A 17,564-nucleotide genomic window follows, 5' to 3' on the forward strand; every position below is an offset into this window, starting at 1 on the left:
AGCCCCTCGTCCGCTATCGTCTAGGGTACCGGCTCCGGGAGGGCGCCTGTCTGGCTTTCGAAGATGCGTTTAAGGATGCGGTCCGAAAAATATCGCACCTTCCTCAATTGCAATGGTGGCAGGCCTTTGATGAGAACAATCTCGTAGTCTTCATCGAGCAGCCGAACCTGTTCGGGACGCAGCAGCGGTGCACCTTGATGCGAATTCTGAATGTTCCAATCGAACGTTCGCGCCTGGCTGGCAAGGCCGTGAACGGGATTCGAGGAGAAACCGTCACTTACCATGGCCGAGACCTCAACGGCCGGAGCGATCTCTGCTTCTGGAGGCAGCCATTAGATCCTCGCGGGCGTGATTATAGGGGTGACTTAGGGACTGCCCGATTTCACCACCCCGCCGCAGCTGTTGACGGGAGGTTTGCGGGCCTACTGTATCACGGACTGAAGCCGCAATACCTGCTATGTGGTCGTCCAAATTCGCATTCCGTTCCTCTACTGCATGCTGCGGCGGAGGCATGTGCGGCAAGATATCTTGCATGCCGGGAACTGCGTGAGCTTGGGCCTGTTGATTTGCGTCGAACTGGTGATACACCGCCAATTCCGGCGGCTCGACAGGAGGCCGGGGCAGCGAGTCCAGTTGGTTGGCGGCCACCAGAACTGATTCCACTGCGTCTTGGTGCGTGCGCGAGGAAGGATCCATTCCGTAGGCTCCCTGAATCATCAGTGATGCGATTTCCTTTTGTTGGTCTTCAGGAATACGGGACAATGCGTTGCGTACACTATCAGCGAACTCGAGTGAGATCACTTGTACTTCTGCATATTTTTTCCACGATACGGGTGCGTTTTGCTTCCGGCGCAAATCGTTGGCAGTCTGTTCATTTGTGTCCGGATGCACGAACGGAATCAACCCCTCAACACGGTTTTTCAGGAATTCGGCGGTGCTTTTGTCCATCGACCAATGACCTTCCTTGACCGGCACTCCGCTCCATGCGCTGTCTTTCAACCGAACAGCGGGACCGTTGGCCCAGGCATCCATAACCACGGTCGACCTCGGGTCGCGGCTTCCGCGCCGCAGTTCGTTCCAAATGTGACCCGTCTTGACTGGGATCTCATCACTTTCGTCGGTTATCTCTTTCATTGACACGGAAGCACTAGAGGTCGTACTCCGCTCGTCGGCCGCCATGTGTGGGGCGTGGACGATAGCGGAAAGGGGAGCGGTCTGATTGCAGCACGCCGCTCCCATGACTACGGCCACTGCAACCTTAATGTTGTCGTCTGCTCCCATCATTGCAACCGACGATCCGATGCTGTTGTGGCCGTGAGAGGGAATGTCGTCCACCTTAACGTTTCCCCGGCCATGCTTGAGCAGCAGGCGAACGTCGTGAACTGTTTGCCCCGCTGTCGCGAGTCTTATCGGGCTGGTGACGTCGTCACCGACGACACACGCTCCCATATGATAGGCGGCCTGCTGGATCTGATGTGGCTCCAGAGGCGCATCTCCGCCCCGTCGCAACCTGTCGGCAGGCGTGCCCACGGAGACCCTCAGCGCTGCCGTGGATTCTCGCGGCGACTCTTCCGTGTCATATGTGGCATGTCGAGTCGATCCGGAGGATTTGGAGATGCAAATTCCCATAGCCGTTCACCTGTAGTGGAGTTTCTGATCGCCGAGGGACGGATACGCGAGACGGGCGCTTAACCGTCAGTGTCATCTGGATGAGCTTCCATCAAGGGTGCCGGCTCCGGGAGGGCGCCTGTCTGGCTTTCAAAGATGCGTTTAAGGATGCGGTCCGAAAAATATCGCACCTTCCTCAGTTGCAATGGCGGCAGACCTTTGATGAGAACAATCTCGTACTCGTCATTGAGCAGCCGAACCTGTTCGGGACGCAGCAGCGGCGCACCTTGAAACGAATTCTGAATGTTCCGGTCGAACGCTCGCGACTGGCTGTAGGAAATCGATTTGGCTTCAAACGTGTATTCACCGATGGCTTTGGAAATGTAGGTTGGAGTCTCGTCATCGGCCGTGGCCATGAACACTTGCAGTCCGGTATTGCTGAGAAAATTCTGCTTACCAGCCTCTCCATAAGCCCCCGTTAGTGCCGAAAGGCTTTGGATGATGAGCATGAAACGCCCCTTGTAGCCCGCGATAGTCGTAATTGCGGTCTCGATCGCCTCCAGCTTCCCCAAGTGCTTGAACTCATCGAGCAGAAAGAGAACCTCGTGCTTTTCGTCCTGGCGGGGCAGCGACCGCTGTAGAATTGAAACGGTTTGCTGAAAAAATAAGCGTATCAAAGGCGCGATCACCTCAAGGTCGTTCGGACCAACGCAAAGATAGATGCACGTTCTGCGACGGCGAAGATCATAGACCGAAAAGTCCGAGCGACTTGTAGCCGCCTTGACAGCCGGATCCGCCCACAAGTTGAGCCCGCCATCGCCGAGCACGGACGTGTAGGAGGTTAGGATTTTTGTATCGTTCCCCGCCATGTCGTCGAAGATGCGTTGTGCCTCTTTGTTCCGGGTCTCCATGGCGAGCTGCGCGAAGAGCTTAAACTTCTCCCCCGGCTGAGCGAACAGATCATAGACGGCGCCGATTGTTGGCGTGCCCCGCTCGATGCAGGCAAGGATCCCCGCGACAAAGATATCTCGCGCGCCGCTGACGAAACCTTCCGCCCCCTCCCCCTTGGCCGTGATCAGGTTTGCGGCCAAGCGGCGGGCTTCGGTGAATTGCAGCTGCGGAGGCAGCGCTATAAGGTCCAACAGCGGATTGTAGCAGTTGGTGCGCCGCTCCGAATCCAGCGGCGCGAATTTGAACACTTCGTGGCCTGCGGCTTTGCGCGCCCTAGAGGTGAGCTCAAAGAGCTCCCCCTTGACGTCCAGAGCTATCACTGAGCCTTTGAATGTAAGGAGCGTTGGAATGACTATGCCGACGCCCTTGCCAGCGCGGGTCGGCGCAACGATGAGGCTGTGAGGCTGCTCGCCATTGGTCAGGTAATAGCCAGGCCAGAAAGGACCACTCGTCTTCCCGAAGACCGGCCCTGTCACGCCACGGTATCGTCGCAGATATCCCGTGCGTCGCATTTCATCCACTCGAGCCCAACGAGCGGTCCCGTGGTGTTCGAGCTTGCGGCGCAATACGAACTGCTGAATCAGCAAGACAACCGCGGATGTCGAGAGCACGATAGCCGCGCCCTGATAGAAAACGGGGGTTGCGAAACCCAAATAGAAGGGCGTCTCAAACCAAAAGGCACGGACATCAAACGCCATCAGAGCCTCGCCGCTACCCCCGTGGCGGAAGGTTGCGTACAGACTCGCCGCACAGAACCCCAAGGCGAGTGAGCACGCGATGCTAATGGCTATGTTGGGGGACGTCGTTTTTGTAGAAGACATTGTTCCATGGCCGAATTAGCCGTGCTGATGCTGCGCTTGCTTTTGACACCGAACCGAGGTCGCGATGCCGACGCTCGACAGATCGATGCCGCAGCGGGTGGTGCGATGCTTGCATCGCGCCACCCGGCAGACGTGGATTTTGAAAGTTTCACTAAGCAGATACGTCGACGGCCAGGGAATTGGAAACAGCAAGGCCGTGAACGGAATTCGGGAGAGGAAGCGTTACTGCCATGGCCGAGACCTCAACGGCCGGTGCGATCTCTGCTTCTCCTAGCCTCCATTAGATCCTCTCGGGCGTGATTGTAGGAGTGGCTTATGTCCCGGCCGACTTGACCACCCCGCTGCAGCTGTTCGTGGGAGGTTTGAGGGCCAACTGTATCACGGACTGCAGCCCCAATACCTGCTATGTGGGCGTCCAGATCCGCACTGCGTTCCTCTGCTGCATGCCGCGGAGGAGGCATCTGCGGCAAGATGTCTTGCATGCCGGGAATTGAGTGAGCTTGGGCCTGTTGATTTGGATCTAACTGGTGATACATCGCGTACATAGCATTGGATGCTGTCGACCTGACGTGGCCATCCGGATCGGTAGCCAATTCAGCGGCCTGATCAAAAATGCGAGCTTTATTTTCAGCGTTAAACTTGCTGAAGTTTTGCGCGGCGTAAAGCGCTCCGATAGCTTGCGAAGGTGGGTCCATGTTGCCAATGCGATTAACAATACTATCTTGTGTCTCTGGCCGAAGGTAATGAGACACATTACTGACTGCTCTGAATTGCTCCAATGCTACTTCATCCGAGGTGTGTCCCAACCCGGCAGTCAATTTATCCCCCAGATCGACGGCTGATCGTCCAAGCTGATTGGTCCGCGTTTCAAATCTCGCGAGGTCAGTTTCTGGCTCGGTTCGAGTGCCCCGAACGGCTATGCGCTCTCGCCTCCCGAGTTCTTTGAAGGTCCCAAGATTTCGCGCTGTATCGCGCGGGTTAGCGCTTACCAGCCGTTCTGCAACATCGGTCAATGGTCCGTATGGAAGGTCACGGAGGGTACTGCGATTCCCCACGTCTTGGGATGAACTTGCAGCTGCGCGTGCCCGTTTGTTATCGCGATCCATTGCTCGGCCTCCAAAGTGGTTAAGTTACCCAATCAGGGTACCACCGACGCTTGACCTGCTAAACCGATATGAGGTTACAGTTGTAGTCTGGCAGAAGCTTCTCCCAACTCTGGGATACGCCGAGAGCCGTAACCGGGGCAGATTTCCGGGCGGAAGGGGTTTGCGGCGAGAGCGTTCGTGATTCACCGTTTGCGTGACGCATCAGGATCGTCTCGTATAAGAGAGTCCGTCGCGATACGCCCCGCGAATGACGATGGTACCTTCGGCTTGACTTATCCTTCGCGCTCTGCGGGTCCGACGAGAAAATCAGCCTACCTTGCTGAGACTACCTGCGGAGGACTTGCCGCTACGGCGGTCCTGCTCGATCTCGTACTTGATCTTCTGCCCGTCAACGAGGTTTGAAAGTCCAGCCCGTTCTACAGCTGAAATATGGACGAAAACGTCCTGACCGCCGTCATCGGGCTGGATGAAGCCAAAACCTTTGGTGCTGTAACCACTTCACTGTTCCGGTCGCCATATCTGTGTATTCCTTTGTGGCCAGTGCGAACCAGACGGGCCGTGAAGCCGATCCTGTTCATATTTCGTAGAGTTAAACCCAGCAAAAACCAGAATTACCCACCTCGGGGTTGCGGCGCGAAAAGCCATTGCTCTGTTTGGGAACGCACCGAACAGGTGCCGGTGAGCTTGAGCGCAACGCGCTGCAAGACGCTCGAGTGCCGAGGAATCTCTCCGACAAGGATACGTCTGAGCCGCCCAGTATGCCGGCTCGGCAACCACCCGAATGGATCGAAGCCGATCTGCAAAACGGATGGTGAGAGCGTTGGCTCGTTTCCAACCCATCCTGTCTCACCAGCGCGGACGCCTGGACGGATGTCAACGCCGGAAAAAGAACCGCATCGATTGGTCCCGCTTGCGGCCAGCTCCAGTCGGCCGCTCGATCGCAAGCGTGGTTCGAGGAGGAAGCTCTCCCAGGTGCAATGCGAGGAGACGCTGGTCCAACTCCTTGTCGGCTGCCGTAAGGCGGTGGTTCAGGCGAAGGTAGTCCATCCAGGTCGGGGTGCGGAAGGTTTCTGTCCAACGCGAAGGCTGCTGGAGGTCGCGCTGGAGATTCCAGTGTCGCGCACCAACGCCGCTTTGTACTCGCCGCCGTTCCCGCATCTGCTCCAGGAACGCTTCGACATTTGCTTCGGGTATTGAATATTCGATCTTGGCGACGATCGGCCCGCTTCGGGGCTTCAAATCCAGGGCAACCTGAGGCGTTTCGAAGCCAAGAGGAGCCTGATCGGAATCTTTCCATTGACGGATGGGCAGCAGGAAGCCGGTGCCAGCGACCAGCAGCAGCGCGCCACCTGAAAGCTCCAGAGCCGAGCTCAGCGAATAGCTCTCGGCCACCGTACCCCACAGCCAGCTGCCAGCCGCGATGCCGCCGGATGAAAGGGCATAATAGATCGAGAGCGTGCGACCAACGACCCACCTTGGACTCGCCAACTGGACGCTTACGTCCAGCCCGGTCCAGGTCACGACCCAGCCCGCGCCGCCGAGCGCCAGCGCGATAGCCGCCACCGCCACCGAGGGGGTGAAAGCAAGCGATAGACAACAAGCCGCACAGGCGATGCACGACAGTGTCGTCAAACGTTCCTGGGACAGCCTCCGTCTCAGAATGTTGTTGCAGATGCCGGCGAACAAGGCGCCGGTCCCGAAGCCGGCCATCAGGATGCCGTAAACGACTGGCCCTCCCCCCAGCTGATCGCGGGCGACGAGAGGCAAGAGCGCTAGTATAGAGATGCTCGTCAGCCCAAAGAGGGCACCGCGGGCAATTGCTGCCTTGATTTCGGATGACAGGGCAGTGAAGCGCGCTCCGTCATGGATCGCCGTGGTCAATGGTTCACTCGGCAGCGGTGACGAGCGAACATGCCATTTGCAGCGCCCTATGGTCCACAGCAGCATCAGATATGTAAGTGTCGCCACTGCGAAAGCCGTCAAAGGGCCAAAGGAAGCAACGACGACGCCACCGAGAGCGGGGCCGATGCTTCGGACGGCGTTATATCCGACCGAGATAAGCGTGACGGCGGCCGGAACATCGCGCTTTCGCAGGATATCGCCAACCGACGCGTGCCAGGCGGGGTCGGTGAAAGCGGCGCCTACTCCGGCCAAACAGCTGAATGCAAGAACCATCCATGGATTGAAAATTCCGAGACCTGCAAGAACAGTCAGCATCGTCGAGGACAATGCTATCACGCACCAGCCAGCGAACATGAGATTGCGGCGGCTGTAATTGTCCGCTAGGGCGCCGGCGATAATTGACAGGAGGAATGTGGGCAAGGTTGTCGAAGCCTGCACCAAGGCGACCATCACATCCGATGTCGAAATGGTCGCCATCAGCCAACTGATGGCAACCATTTGAATCAGCCACCCTAGACTGGATACCTGTGTGGCAATCCAGATCGGACGGAAAGTTGAATTCTCGAGCGGCGCGAACGTTGCCGATGACACCGGATTAACTTCTTCACGCGCCACCCCGCTCATTGGGCCGAGCCTCCCTTCGCTGCCAGTTGTATGAGATTTCTCCCCGCCCACGTGCCCATGGAGGAATGGCAGGATCAGGGCATTTTATCTGCGCAACGCAAGTTATTTTTGCCTGGCCGAAGCTGTGGCAGAACCGAATGCTTCCGGTGGAGCTATCGTTCCGCTATGCGGGACGAGACCGGTTCGATCCTGTCGTTGTCGATCCCCGACCACGTTACAATTTCGTCAGTTTGACGTTCCTTAGCGTCTCCAACCAAGCCACGTCCTGGGCATCGACTTCCCTTCTGGTGATCACGAGCTCCCGCGCATTGAACCGCCTCGCCAAGGTGGATCAGTAGTCTATCTTTGGCGTAGGTATTCAGCAGCCTGCTAGGCGCCCGCCGCCACGTGCGGGCGACGCCGGCATCAACCGGCGGGCAGATGCGCCGAGGGCAACAACCGCGCCTGACGCAACGCCGCCAGATCAGCCGAGCCGGTGCAGAAGCAGGCAACGGCCAACTGGCGGATGACGATCTCGAAATGCGCGACAACCGCCTCGGTGGACACCGTCGCCGCGCGCAGCACGCCGGCCGCCTGCCCGGCGATGTCCGCGCCCAGGCGGATGGCCTTGGCCACGTCGACGCCGTCGCGGATCCCGCCCGACGCGATCAGCTTCACAGTTGGCAGCGCCCGACGTACCGCCTGCACGCTGGCCGGGGTCGGAATCCCCCAGTCGGCGAACGCCATCGCCACTGCACGGTCGGCGGCATCGCGGGCGCGCTCGCCCTCCACCGCGGCCCAACTGGTGCCGCCGGCGCCGGCGACATCGATGACCGCCACGCCCGCCTTGACGAGCGCGCAGGCCACCGAGGCGGACAGGCCCGACCCCACTTCCTTGGCCACAATCGGCACGTCCACGCTGCGCGCGGCGCGAGCGATCTGCGCCAGGACGCCGCGCCAGTCGCGGTCGCCCTCCGGCTGTACCGCTTCCTGCAGCGCATTGAGATGGACGATGAGTCCATCGGCCTCCAGCGCATCCACCGCCCGGCGCGCCAGGTCCAGGCCGTCGGCCTCGCGCAGTTGCGCGGCGCCGATATTAGCCAGCAAGGGAATGTCTGGGGCCATGCGGCGCAGCGCGCGCGTCAGCCCCTGGGAGTTGCGGGATTGCAGGCTCACGCGCTGCGAACCGACGCACATGGCGATCCCCAAGGCTTGTGCTGCCTCGCTCAGATGCCGGTTGATGGCCTCGGCGCGTGGCACGCCGCCGGTCATGGAGCTGATCAGCAGCGGCGCGCGCATGGTCTTGCCCAGCAGCGAGGCGCGCAGGTCGATCTGCGTCAGGTCCAACTCGGGCAATGCGCAGTGTTCGAAACGGATGTACTCCCAGCCGGCGGCGACCGTGGCCGGCGCCGTTCGCCGATCCAGCACGATGTCCAGATGGTCGTCCTTGCGCCGGCTCGGGATGTTGTCGCTATCGCTCATGCTCGCTCCATCCGTCGCATCGGGGGACGGCGTTGCATCGGATCGGACCGACGGCAGCGCACGCACGCAGCCGCATCCCGCCGTTCAGGCGGGCGCACGCTGGCCTCCCCCCGCAGCGTCGCTGCGGTAGCGGCTGGTCGAGGTCTGGTAGTACTGCGCGCGGATGGCCGCCATTGCCTCGATCAACGCTCCCCACGGCGCGGGAAAGCGTTCTTCCGCCATCACCCGGTGCAGCATTCGCGTATGGCCGGCCAACTCGTCGTTGAGGAACTCCACCACAGGCATAGCCGGATAGCGCTGCCGCAGCAGGATCGCCGCGTTGTCGGCCTCGCCCGCCGACCTGTCCTTGTCGCGTCCATGCAGATCGTTCTGCAGGCGCCCTATCGCGGAGATGAGCCGCAGGACCTGGCGAAACGCCGGACGCGCGCGCAAGGTCGCCATGTCCAGCCCCCACAGCAACGACAGGCAACAGAACACGTTCGTGTAGGCGATCGAATCGATGCCGTTGTGCAGGTACTCGGCGTAAGACCAGCGTTCCGCCCCTACCGCCTGCGCGTGTCCGGCGCGCAGCGCCGCGCAGTAGCACCGGGTGTCGTCGAGCAGCCGAGCATAGTCGCGACGATCGTAGGCGAGCGCGGCCAGCGAAGCGCGCAGCACAGCGCAGCCCTCGAATCCGGGGAGCGCGCACGGCACGCCCTGCCCCAGCGCCTGCTCCACCGCGGCGAGCTCCTCCGGCGCGATCAGGCCAAGGTCGTTGCAATCGTCGAGCCAGAACAGCAGCGCCAGTTCGCGATAGAACGCCACGATCAGCGTTTCGGCCTGCGGATCGCGGCCAGTGCGGGCGCTGGTGTCGCGCAGGCTCGGGTGGATGCGCTGCAGGATGTACTGGCCGCCCCTGACCGCTTCCACGGCATGCTCGTCGGCGAACCCTGTCAGGGAACGCCCCCACTCCAGCACCTGCTGCAGCGCGCGTTCGGTCTGGATCATGGCGCCGCTCCTGCTCCCTCGGCCAGGACGCGCCGCCCCCAACGAAGCGCCAGCCACAACCCGGCGAGTTCGGCCACGCGCACGACCCGGGTGGGGCAATACAGTTCCTTGCCGATCCACAGCGCCGTCTGCGGCAATGCATGCGCCACATGGCGAGCGAGCATCCACTCCAGCGCACGCGCCACCGCCTGCGCGATGCGCCGGCGCCCTGTCGGCTCTTCGCTCCCGTCCATCACGTGCAACGCGAACAGCGCATAGGCGGTTTCCTCAAATGAGGATGCGCGACCGGCGCCCCAGCCGCCGTCATCGCGCTGCGCCTGCAGCAGCGCCGCCAGCGCGCGCTCGTCGCGCCACTGGGGCTTGCCTTGCGCCAGCGCAGCGACCGCATGCGCGGTGGGATACAGCCACGAAACGTGCCATTTTTCGTTGTCCCATAGACCGTGCGGGTTGCGATTGGCCTCGACGTAGTAGCTGGTGCCGGCGGCGGGCTTTCCCAACAGTCGCAACGCATGCAGGGCATGGATGTTGGTCGACACCGAGGCATTGCGCTCGCCGGGGAAGGTGACGAATAGCTCGCCGATTTCGAAATCGCGCAACGCATCGACCGGCGGGTCGCGACCTGCAAGGCGCAGGACGCACAACGCAACGGAGGTGTCGTCGGCATCGGCTGCGAAGTGCAAGGCCGGGCCCAGACCGCGCACGCCCATGCGGGCGTCGAGCTGCGCGACGATCACGCGCACGGCATCGGCGAACGCGGGATGCGCGAACAGCCCGGCCAGATGCAGGGTGTACAGCGACCAGCATGGCTCGAATATATTGATCGGCCAGACGTTGGGAACGACACCTTCGATGCCGCTGCGCGTCGCCCGCGATGCCGCCTGCAGATACGCGTCGGTGCGCCCGACCTGCGGCGTGCTCCCATGTGTTACGGCTTGCGCACGCCACGCGGCGGTGGCCGCCGGACTGATGCCAATGCTGCCGTCGTCGTCCGGGCATGCGGTGGTCGGCGACGTTCCCCAGGCTTCCCAGGAGTGCAGCAACGGATGGCCGCTCGGCAACGTCGCCACCGCCCCCAACTTGACAAGGCACGCCTGCCGCAACGGCAACAGCGCCGGGTGGCGCGGAAACCCCACGCCGCCCAGCAAGGATGCGGCCTCGCCGCACAACTGCGGCAGGATCAGCTCCGCGCCGATCGGCGCGTCTTCCGGCACCGAATGCGCGTAGGGATCGGGCTGGCGCTCGAGGAACCGGGTTGCAGCCTGGACTGCGTCGGCAGCGCCGGGAAGAGGATCGGCACGCTGCAATGTCAGCAACGCCGCCCAGGTGGGCGCATGGCGGAACAGCGGGAAGTCCGCGCTTCCCCATCCGCCATCGGCCTGTTGTTGCGCGATGAGCCACGCGTATGCGTCCTGCCGACCGGCGACGTTGCCGTGGAACTGCAGAGCTCGCGCCGTGTCGTAGACGGACGGACCGACGCTGCCGCCGTCGCTCATCTCGATCAGCAGGTGGCGCAATTCGGAAAGGATCTGTTGGGACAGCGCGTTCACGCGGTATGTTCCTTCTGCAGACAGTTGACGGGAACCAGGATCGGGCAGACGCCGCGCACGTCGCCGCAGGCCCGTCGCGGCCCGGCGCACGGGCAGCGCCGGACGGCGCCCTGCTCCGGCGCGGCGACGCGCCCCATGCTGGGGCCGGTCCACCGCATAGGCTTGGGCGCAGCGCGCCGCGTGCGCCGCGGCTGTGCTGGGCAACCGCTGCGATCGCCGCCGCCGACTTGGACACAGTGCAGCATGCACCGCTCACGCCGGCCGATCGATCGCAGCGGCACAGGGGCGACTCCATGCGGACGGGCGCGCTCATGCGCATGGCGCGTGCTTGAACAGATACGCGTTGGCCCGCTGCAGCATCTGCGCCAACCGTTCCGCACGCGTTCCCAGCGGGGCGATGGCCTCCCCGGCGTCGCGCAACAGATCCAGCGCCAACTGGCGCGCTGCCTGCAGCCCCATGATCGACGCACAGGTCGGTTTCTGCGCCGCCGCGTCCTTGCCGGGGGTCTTGCCCAACGTCGCGGTATCCGCTGTCGCGTCGAGAATGTCGTCGACCACCTGCAACGCCAGGCCGAAACAGGCGGAGTAGCGATCGAGCGCACAGTACAGCGCAGCGTGGGCGGCATCTTCCGCGATGGCGCATAGCGCGCCCATGCGAACGGACGCGCGCACTAGTGCTCCGCTCTTCATCCGGTGCATCGCCACGATCCTGTCCAGCTCGACGTGCTTTCCGACCAGCGACAGATCCATGGCCTGCCCGCCTGCGGCACCCTCGGCGGACACCGCCTGCGCCAGTTCGCGCACGAGCGCGATACGGTTGTCGCCCGGCGCATCCAGGCTCGCCAGGGTCAGGAAGGCGTGCGCCTGCAGCGCATCGCCGACCAGGATCGCAGTGGCTTCGCCGAACTTGACGTGCACGGTCGGAAGGCCGCGGCGAAGCACGTCATCGTCCATTGCGGGCAGGTCGTCGTGGACCAGGGTACAGGCGTGCATCATCTCGATGGCGGCGCCGACATCGTCGAGCATGTGCGCCGGCGTGTCGGCCAGTGCGCCGGTAGCCAGACAGAGCAAGGCGCGGGTGCGCTTTCCGCCATGCAAGGTGGCGTAGCGCATCGCCGCCATCAGCTCGGTCTCACCGTCGTCTTCGGCGCAGAGAAGACGCGCCAGCGCCTGTTCGACCCGCCTTGCGCCGTCCTGCATCCAGATCTCCGGCGGCAGCCTGCCGGATGCGCCGCGCGCCTGCGCGTCGTCGTGTAGCGTAGAAGCGGTCTGCATGTCGTTCATGTCCTTGTACCTGGCACGGCCACGGCGAGCGTCCGAGCCGCCGCGGTGTTGGCGGCGTCGCACCGAGCGCGCGCGCCGAGTGCAGCATTGCCGCGCGTCGCCGGCGCAGTTGCCTCGCCACACGGGGCATGCGATGCCAGCTCATGAGAATCCGATGCGGATTTTCATGGACGGATGTGCGGTCGGGAAATAGCGCCGACCTTTTTCGACGGCGCTCAGCAACCGCGGCCGCACCCCGGCCTTGTGCATGGTCAGTGCCAAGGCGATGCAGAACTGCACCATTTCCAGCCATACCAGGTGGTAACCGATGCAGACGTGTGGGCCGGTACCGAACTGCAGCATGTCCACCGGCCGGATCGGCTCCGTGCGTTGCAGCCACCGTGCCAGGCGGAACTGATCAGGCGCCTCGTGCAGCAGCGCAGAGGTCGACAAATGCAGCAGCGGGATGCACAGAGGGGTGCCCGCAGGAATGCGCCGTTGGCCGAGTTGCAATTCCTGCAGCGCGCGACGCGGCAGGAGCGTGGTCGCCGGATGCACGCGCAGCGTCTCGCGGAACAGCGCCTCGGCGACCGGACACTGCGCCAGGTCCGCGTGCCGGGTCGGCACCGCGCCCACGCGTTGCGCCTCCTCGACCAGGGCGTCCCACAGCCCAGGCTGCCGCGCCAGCTCGATCACCATCCAGGCCATCGTCGAGGCGGTGGTGTCGTGACCGGCAAGCAGCAGCAAGCGGATATTGGCGACCAGGACGTCGTCGGAGAGCGCATCGTCGCCGCGATCGAAGGCGCTCACCATGTCATTGATCAACCCAGTGCGCGCGGCCTGCGCGCGCGCGTCGCGGACGAACTGGCGCAACTGCGCGTCGATCCAGTCGCGGGCGGCGCGGCCGCGCCGCAAGGGCAGTCCGGGCAGGTCGACCGGGGGCGCGACGATCAACTGCAGCAGTTGCCGGTATTTGCGATGCCATCCCGGCAGGTCCTGCGCTGGGATACCCATGAGGCTGAAGATGAGCTTGAGCATCAGGTCGCCGGTTTCGCGCAGGATGGTTACGTCGCCGCGGTCGCGCCACGCCTGCACCCGCGCCTGGATGACGGGCGCGAACAGGTTGCCGATGCCGGCCTGGGTCAGCCCCTTGGGCAGGAACGCCGCCTTGATCGCGTCGCGCGCCTGCCGGTGCGCGCCGCCGTCCTGGGCGACCAACGTTCCGCCAAGCAATTCGGGCGCGATCTCTTCGATCAGAGCCGAGGACACGTCCTTGTGCCGGAGCAGTGCGAACGCATCTGGATCCACGCAGGTCATCAGGTGTCCGGCAGGGCCGAAATCCAGCCAGAAGTGGCTGCCCAGCGTCCGTTCCGCGCGCCGCAGCAGGCGCGGCAGGTCGCATACGATGGCGGGAAGATGTCCGACCAGGGGGAAAGCGCCGGGCACGACCGGGATGTCGTCCCGCAGCCGGTGCCGACGGTCCAGCGGGTTGAGCAGCATGTCCATCAGCAGCGCGGCGCCGCGGCCGCTTCGGTGGTGTCGCCAGCAGGCCGCGCGGCGCGGCTGTTGCCACCGTCGGCGTATGTCGGCACATGCGCCAGCATGCCACCGTCGATGCACAGGACCTGGCCGGTGATGAACGCAGCATCGTCGGAGAGCAGGAACGCCACCAGCGCGGCCACGTCCTCGGGGCGGCCGACGCGCTGCAGGAGCTGGTGCCGGCTCAGATGCCGTTGCATGCACTCGTCCAGCTTGGCGAGGAGACGCTCGGTCATGATGAGACCCGGCGCAACCGCGTTGCAGCGGATCTGTGCATGACCGTACTGGGTGGCGAGCGAGGCCGACAGCATGTTCATCGCCGCCTTCGACGCGGCGTAGGACGTCTGCGCGGTGTCACCGCTGAGCCCCTGGCACGACGACATGTTGACGATCGCGCCACCCCCGCGGGCGATCATTCGTGGGATGGCCTCCCGGCAGCAGAGCAGCGTGCCGCGCAGATTGGTCGCCATTGTCTGATCCCAGACCGCCAGGTCCAGCTCGAGGATCGCGCGGTCGCGCGGGGTCAGATGCATGGCGCTCGCGTTGTTCACCAGCAGGTCGACCCCACCGAAGTGCCGCTCCGCCGTCTCGAACAGCGCTGCCACCGCCTGCGCATCGGCGATGTCCATGGCCAGGGCCAGCGCGTGGCCCGCTTCGGCCGCGATCTGCGCGCTGCAGGCGATGGCCGCCGAGCCATCAATGTCGGCCACCACCACTCTGCCGCCCTCGCGCGCGATGGCGAGGGCGCATGCCTTGCCGATGCCGGCGCCGGCGCCCGTCACCACGGCCACCTTGCCTTCAAACCGTCCCACGTGTCCTCCTGGGTTGCGTTGGTCTTTCGCGGCATGCCGCTCAGCCTCCGCCGGAGAAGGCGCAAGGTCGGCGCTGGCGCGCTCGTCATCGCCAGCCTCGCTTTCGATGACCCGAATAGCGGCGACCGGGCACTGGCTGGCCGCGAGCCGCACGGCGGCGTGCAGCGCCTGCGAGACCGTCGCCACGCACACTTCCGCCACGCCGTCCGGTTCGCGCTGGCGAAAGGTGCCCGGCAGCGTCAGCACGCACTGCCCGGTGGTTCCGCACAGATCCTGATCGATCACGACGCGCATCTCAGCCCCCCTGCGCATGCAGCCGCACCGGCAGCGCGCGGAACGTCCTAAGGAACGCGGAGGGTTCCCGGGTCGGCTGCTCGGCCAATGCCAGCGTGGGGAAGCGCGCCTGGATCCGCGGCAGGCTCTCGGCCAACTGCACCCGGGCCAGTTGCGCACCGAGGCAGAAGTGGATGCCGTGGCCGAAGCTCAGCATGATCTTCCCGTCGGTCGACATGCCAGGAGTGGTGCCGTAGAACCGCGCGGGATTGAAGCGGTCGGGGTCGGCGAAGGCGTCCGGGTCGCGATTGCCGGCCGCGATCAGCACGCGCACGTCCGCGTTCTTCGGGATCACCACGCCGCCCAGTTCGATGTCGCGCTGGGCGATACGCGGAATGGAGCTGAACATGGCAGGCGCGTCGCAGCGCAGGACTTCTTCGACGAATGCCTTCACCCCCACGGCGTCTCCCTGCAGCCAGTGCCGCTGTTCGGGATACGCCAGCATCGCCAGGACCGCATGGTCGATGGTTGCAGCAGTGGTGGCGAAGCCGCCCAGCAGCATGCCCCACAGCATGCTGATCAACTCCGCATCCGACAGCGTGTCGGCATCGTCGTCGTGTACGCCGACCACCATCGACACGATGTCGTTGCAGGGACCGGTGCGCTTGCGCTGTATGAGGTCGCTAAAGTAGGCCTGCACCCTGGCGCTGGCCGCGTCCGCCGCGGCGAGCTGAGGATCGCTGGCGTGTGGGCTCAGGCCTTCCAGAATGGCGCCGATGCCGGCGGCAAGCCCGAACATGTCGTCCTGGGGCATGCCGAACAGTTCGGCGAAGACCAGCATGGGCAAGGCCAGCGCGAATTCCCAATGCAGGTCCACCGCCTCCCCGCGCTCCAGCGCGGGCGCCATGCCGTCCAGGCGCGCTGCGACGATGCGCGCGATGCTCGGCCGCAGGTTGTCGATCTGGCGCATGGTGAAATCGCGCGAGATCAGCCGGCGCAGACGCGTATGCGTCGGTGGGTCCTTCATCGCTAGCGTGGACGCCAGCAGTTTGAGTGACAGGCTGGTCGCCGCACGCGGGAAATAGCGCGCCAGTTCGCCCGGCGCCGGTCCCCGAAACGCATCGCCCGTGGCCTTGAGTGCCCAGTAGATGTCGGCGTGGCGGCTCAACAGAAAGAGGCCCGACGCCGCGCGATGCACCGGATCGTGCTCGCGCAACCACCGCATGAACGGATACGGGTCGTGGATGCACGCTGGCGACGCCAGTTCGGCGAAGGCGTCCCGGCATGCTGCCGTGGTTTCTTGCACGTCCATCTTGGTTACCTGTTGGCTGGCTGATCTGACCGGCGCGCGCTAGGCGCGCCGGCAAATTGCGGAGAAGATCACGATTCCCGGCGGCGTCCGTGCATCACCAGAGCACCGGCAACTCCTCGAACCCGCCAGTGATGATCTCCTTGCGCAACTTCAGTTCTTCGGGCGCCACGGCCAGGCGCAGCGCGGGAAAGCGCTGGAAGATCGAACCGACCACCACCTTGAGTTCCAGCCTGGCCAGCGCCATGCCGATGCAGTAGTGCGGCCCGTGCGAGAACGTCAGGTGCGGATTTTCGTCGCGTCCGATGTCGAAGGTTTCCGGGTCGTCGAAATAGCGCGGATCGAACGACGTCGCCGGCAGGCCGACGAGCACCTTGCTCTCCGCGGGAATATGCACGCCCGCGATAGTCACGTCGGTCCTCGGATAGCGCATGATGCCGTCCCAGCCCGCGCCCGGCGGGTACATGCGCAGGATTTCCTCCACCGCCTTGTCCACCAGGGATGGATCGCCGACTAGGCGTTCGCGCTGTTGCGGATGGCGGAACATGGCCAGCAGGCCGAATTCGATCTGCGCGACGGTGCTCTCGTGCCCCGCCACCAGCATGCCCGCCGCCAGGCCGATCGCCTCTTCCTCGGTCGCATTGCCCTGCTCGACCGCCGCGAGCAGATCTGTCAGCAGGTTGTCGCCCGGATCCTGGCGCTTGTCCCACATCTTGCCACGAATGTAGGCGCGCAGTTCTTCCCAGGCCAGGCGCGACGCGCTGCGAGGGCCGCTTTCATGCTGATGCGTCATCACCTCGTCGGACAGCCCGGCGAAAAAGGCGTGATCCTCGTAAGGCACGCCCATCAGCGCGCTGATGAGCATGGCCGGCAGCGGAAAGGAGAGGTGGCGCTTCAGGTCGGCGGGCTGGGGCTGGGCCGCCAGCGTCTCGAACAACTGCGCGGCGATCGCCTCGACCTGCTGCGCGAGCAGCTTCACCCTGCGGTTGCTGAAGGCAGGCGCCACGATCGTGCGTAACCGGGCATGCTCGCCCCCCTCATGCGAGACCAGCCACCCCGGCGAACCGAGAATCACCGAATCCGGGGTGAATGCCGCCGGCGGCATTCCCGCGGGCCGGAACGCCGCGTCGGACAGCGCCGCCTTGGCCTCGTCGTAGCCTGTCACCCACCAGCCTTCGTGCCCGGAGGGGAAGCGCACGCGGTGGATCGGACCGTTGGCGCGTAGCGCCAACATCTCGGGCGAGGGCTCGATGTGGTCGACGCGCCACATCGGCAGCGTCGGCAAGGGCTGTTCGGACATGGTGGCACTTCACTCTCTAGCGATGGAAGGGCGGAAGGCGCTGCGGGCAGCGAATGACGTA

General features: G+C 64.1%; 11 protein-coding genes and 3 pseudogenes. All 14 read right to left on the reverse strand.

From position 1 onward, the window contains the following. Nucleotides 1-20: 20 nt before the first annotated feature. Nucleotides 21-239: pseudogene (locus EB230_RS30315) on the reverse strand (type IV secretory system conjugative DNA transfer family protein); the annotation flags it as partial. A 55-nt stretch (nt 240-294) separates the two neighbouring features. Next, complete coding sequence (locus tag EB230_RS32495; protein WP_245440737.1) at nt 295-1,335, reverse strand: type III secretion protein; 1,041 nt, start codon at nt 1,333-1,335, stop codon at nt 295-297. Between the two features lie 353 nt (nt 1,336-1,688). After that, entirely contained in the window at nt 1,689-3,380 is a 1,692-nt protein-coding gene (gene virD4, locus EB230_RS30325) for a type IV secretion system ATPase VirD4 (protein ID WP_027056329.1), read from the reverse strand. 1,412 nt (nt 3,381-4,792) lie between these two features. Further along, nucleotides 4,793-5,003: pseudogene (locus tag EB230_RS30330) on the reverse strand (cold-shock protein). Nucleotides 5,004-5,359: 356 nt separating this feature from the next. Next, on the reverse strand, nt 5,360-7,012 hold the full coding sequence (locus EB230_RS30335) for an MFS transporter (protein ID WP_027033423.1): 1,653 nt from the start codon (nt 7,010-7,012) through the stop codon (nt 5,360-5,362). A gap of 405 nt (nt 7,013-7,417) precedes the next feature. Continuing rightward, the gene (gene fni, locus EB230_RS30340; protein WP_006329110.1) at nt 7,418-8,473 is read right to left on the reverse strand and encodes a type 2 isopentenyl-diphosphate Delta-isomerase; all 1,056 of its coding nucleotides are present in this window, start codon (nt 8,471-8,473) and stop codon (nt 7,418-7,420) included. 84 nt (nt 8,474-8,557) lie between these two features. Continuing rightward, entirely contained in the window at nt 8,558-9,460 is a 903-nt protein-coding gene (locus EB230_RS30345; RefSeq protein ID WP_097572436.1) for a hypothetical protein, read from the reverse strand. Further along, the gene (locus EB230_RS30350) at nt 9,457-11,007 is read right to left on the reverse strand and encodes a hypothetical protein (protein ID WP_097572435.1); all 1,551 of its coding nucleotides are present in this window, start codon (nt 11,005-11,007) and stop codon (nt 9,457-9,459) included. The genes EB230_RS30345 and EB230_RS30350 overlap by 4 nt, the downstream gene beginning before the upstream one ends. Nucleotides 11,008-11,316: 309 nt before the next feature. After that, complete coding sequence (locus tag EB230_RS30355) at nt 11,317-12,282, reverse strand: polyprenyl synthetase family protein (RefSeq protein WP_097572437.1); 966 nt, start codon at nt 12,280-12,282, stop codon at nt 11,317-11,319. A gap of 150 nt (nt 12,283-12,432) precedes the next feature. Further along, nucleotides 12,433-13,776 carry a cytochrome P450 gene (locus tag EB230_RS30360; RefSeq protein WP_097572434.1) on the reverse strand — a complete coding sequence of 448 codons (1,344 nt, stop codon included), beginning with the start codon at nt 13,774-13,776 and terminating at the stop codon, nt 12,433-12,435. Beyond that, a complete protein-coding gene (locus EB230_RS30365) occupies nt 13,776-14,621 on the reverse strand; it encodes an SDR family oxidoreductase (protein ID WP_246707487.1) in 846 nt (281 codons plus the stop codon). The genes EB230_RS30360 and EB230_RS30365 overlap by 1 nt, the downstream gene beginning before the upstream one ends. Before the next feature lie 6 nt (nt 14,622-14,627). Beyond that, nucleotides 14,628-14,915, reverse strand: a pseudogene (locus tag EB230_RS32805) (ferredoxin); the annotation flags it as partial. Nucleotide 14,916: 1 nt separating this feature from the next. Then, complete coding sequence (locus EB230_RS30370) at nt 14,917-16,206, reverse strand: cytochrome P450 (protein WP_097572432.1); 1,290 nt, start codon at nt 16,204-16,206, stop codon at nt 14,917-14,919. 94 nt (nt 16,207-16,300) lie between these two features. Further along, nucleotides 16,301-17,503 carry a cytochrome P450 gene (locus EB230_RS30375; RefSeq protein ID WP_172234066.1) on the reverse strand — a complete coding sequence of 401 codons (1,203 nt, stop codon included), beginning with the start codon at nt 17,501-17,503 and terminating at the stop codon, nt 16,301-16,303. Nucleotides 17,504-17,564: the final 61 nt, after the last annotated feature.

The organism is Mesorhizobium sp. NZP2234 (assembly GCF_013170765.1).
Lineage (GTDB): Bacteria > Pseudomonadota > Alphaproteobacteria > Rhizobiales > Rhizobiaceae > Mesorhizobium > Mesorhizobium loti_D.

Coding starts and splice junctions, on each gene's coding strand:
- EB230_RS30355 (WP_097572437.1), bottom strand. CDS start 12,282: ATGCAGACCGCTTCTACGCTACACGACGACGCGCAGGCGCGCGGCGCA.
- EB230_RS30370 (WP_097572432.1), bottom strand. CDS start 16,206: ATGGACGTGCAAGAAACCACGGCAGCATGCCGGGACGCCTTCGCCGAA.
- EB230_RS30345 (WP_097572436.1), bottom strand. CDS start 9,460: ATGATCCAGACCGAACGCGCGCTGCAGCAGGTGCTGGAGTGGGGGCGT.
- fni (WP_006329110.1), bottom strand. CDS start 8,473: ATGAGCGATAGCGACAACATCCCGAGCCGGCGCAAGGACGACCATCTG.
- virD4 (WP_027056329.1), bottom strand. CDS start 3,380: ATGTCTTCTACAAAAACGACGTCCCCCAACATAGCCATTAGCATCGCG.
- EB230_RS30335 (WP_027033423.1), bottom strand. CDS start 7,012: ATGAGCGGGGTGGCGCGTGAAGAAGTTAATCCGGTGTCATCGGCAACG.
- EB230_RS30375 (WP_172234066.1), bottom strand. CDS start 17,503: ATGTCCGAACAGCCCTTGCCGACGCTGCCGATGTGGCGCGTCGACCAC.
- EB230_RS30360 (WP_097572434.1), bottom strand. CDS start 13,776: ATGGACATGCTGCTCAACCCGCTGGACCGTCGGCACCGGCTGCGGGAC.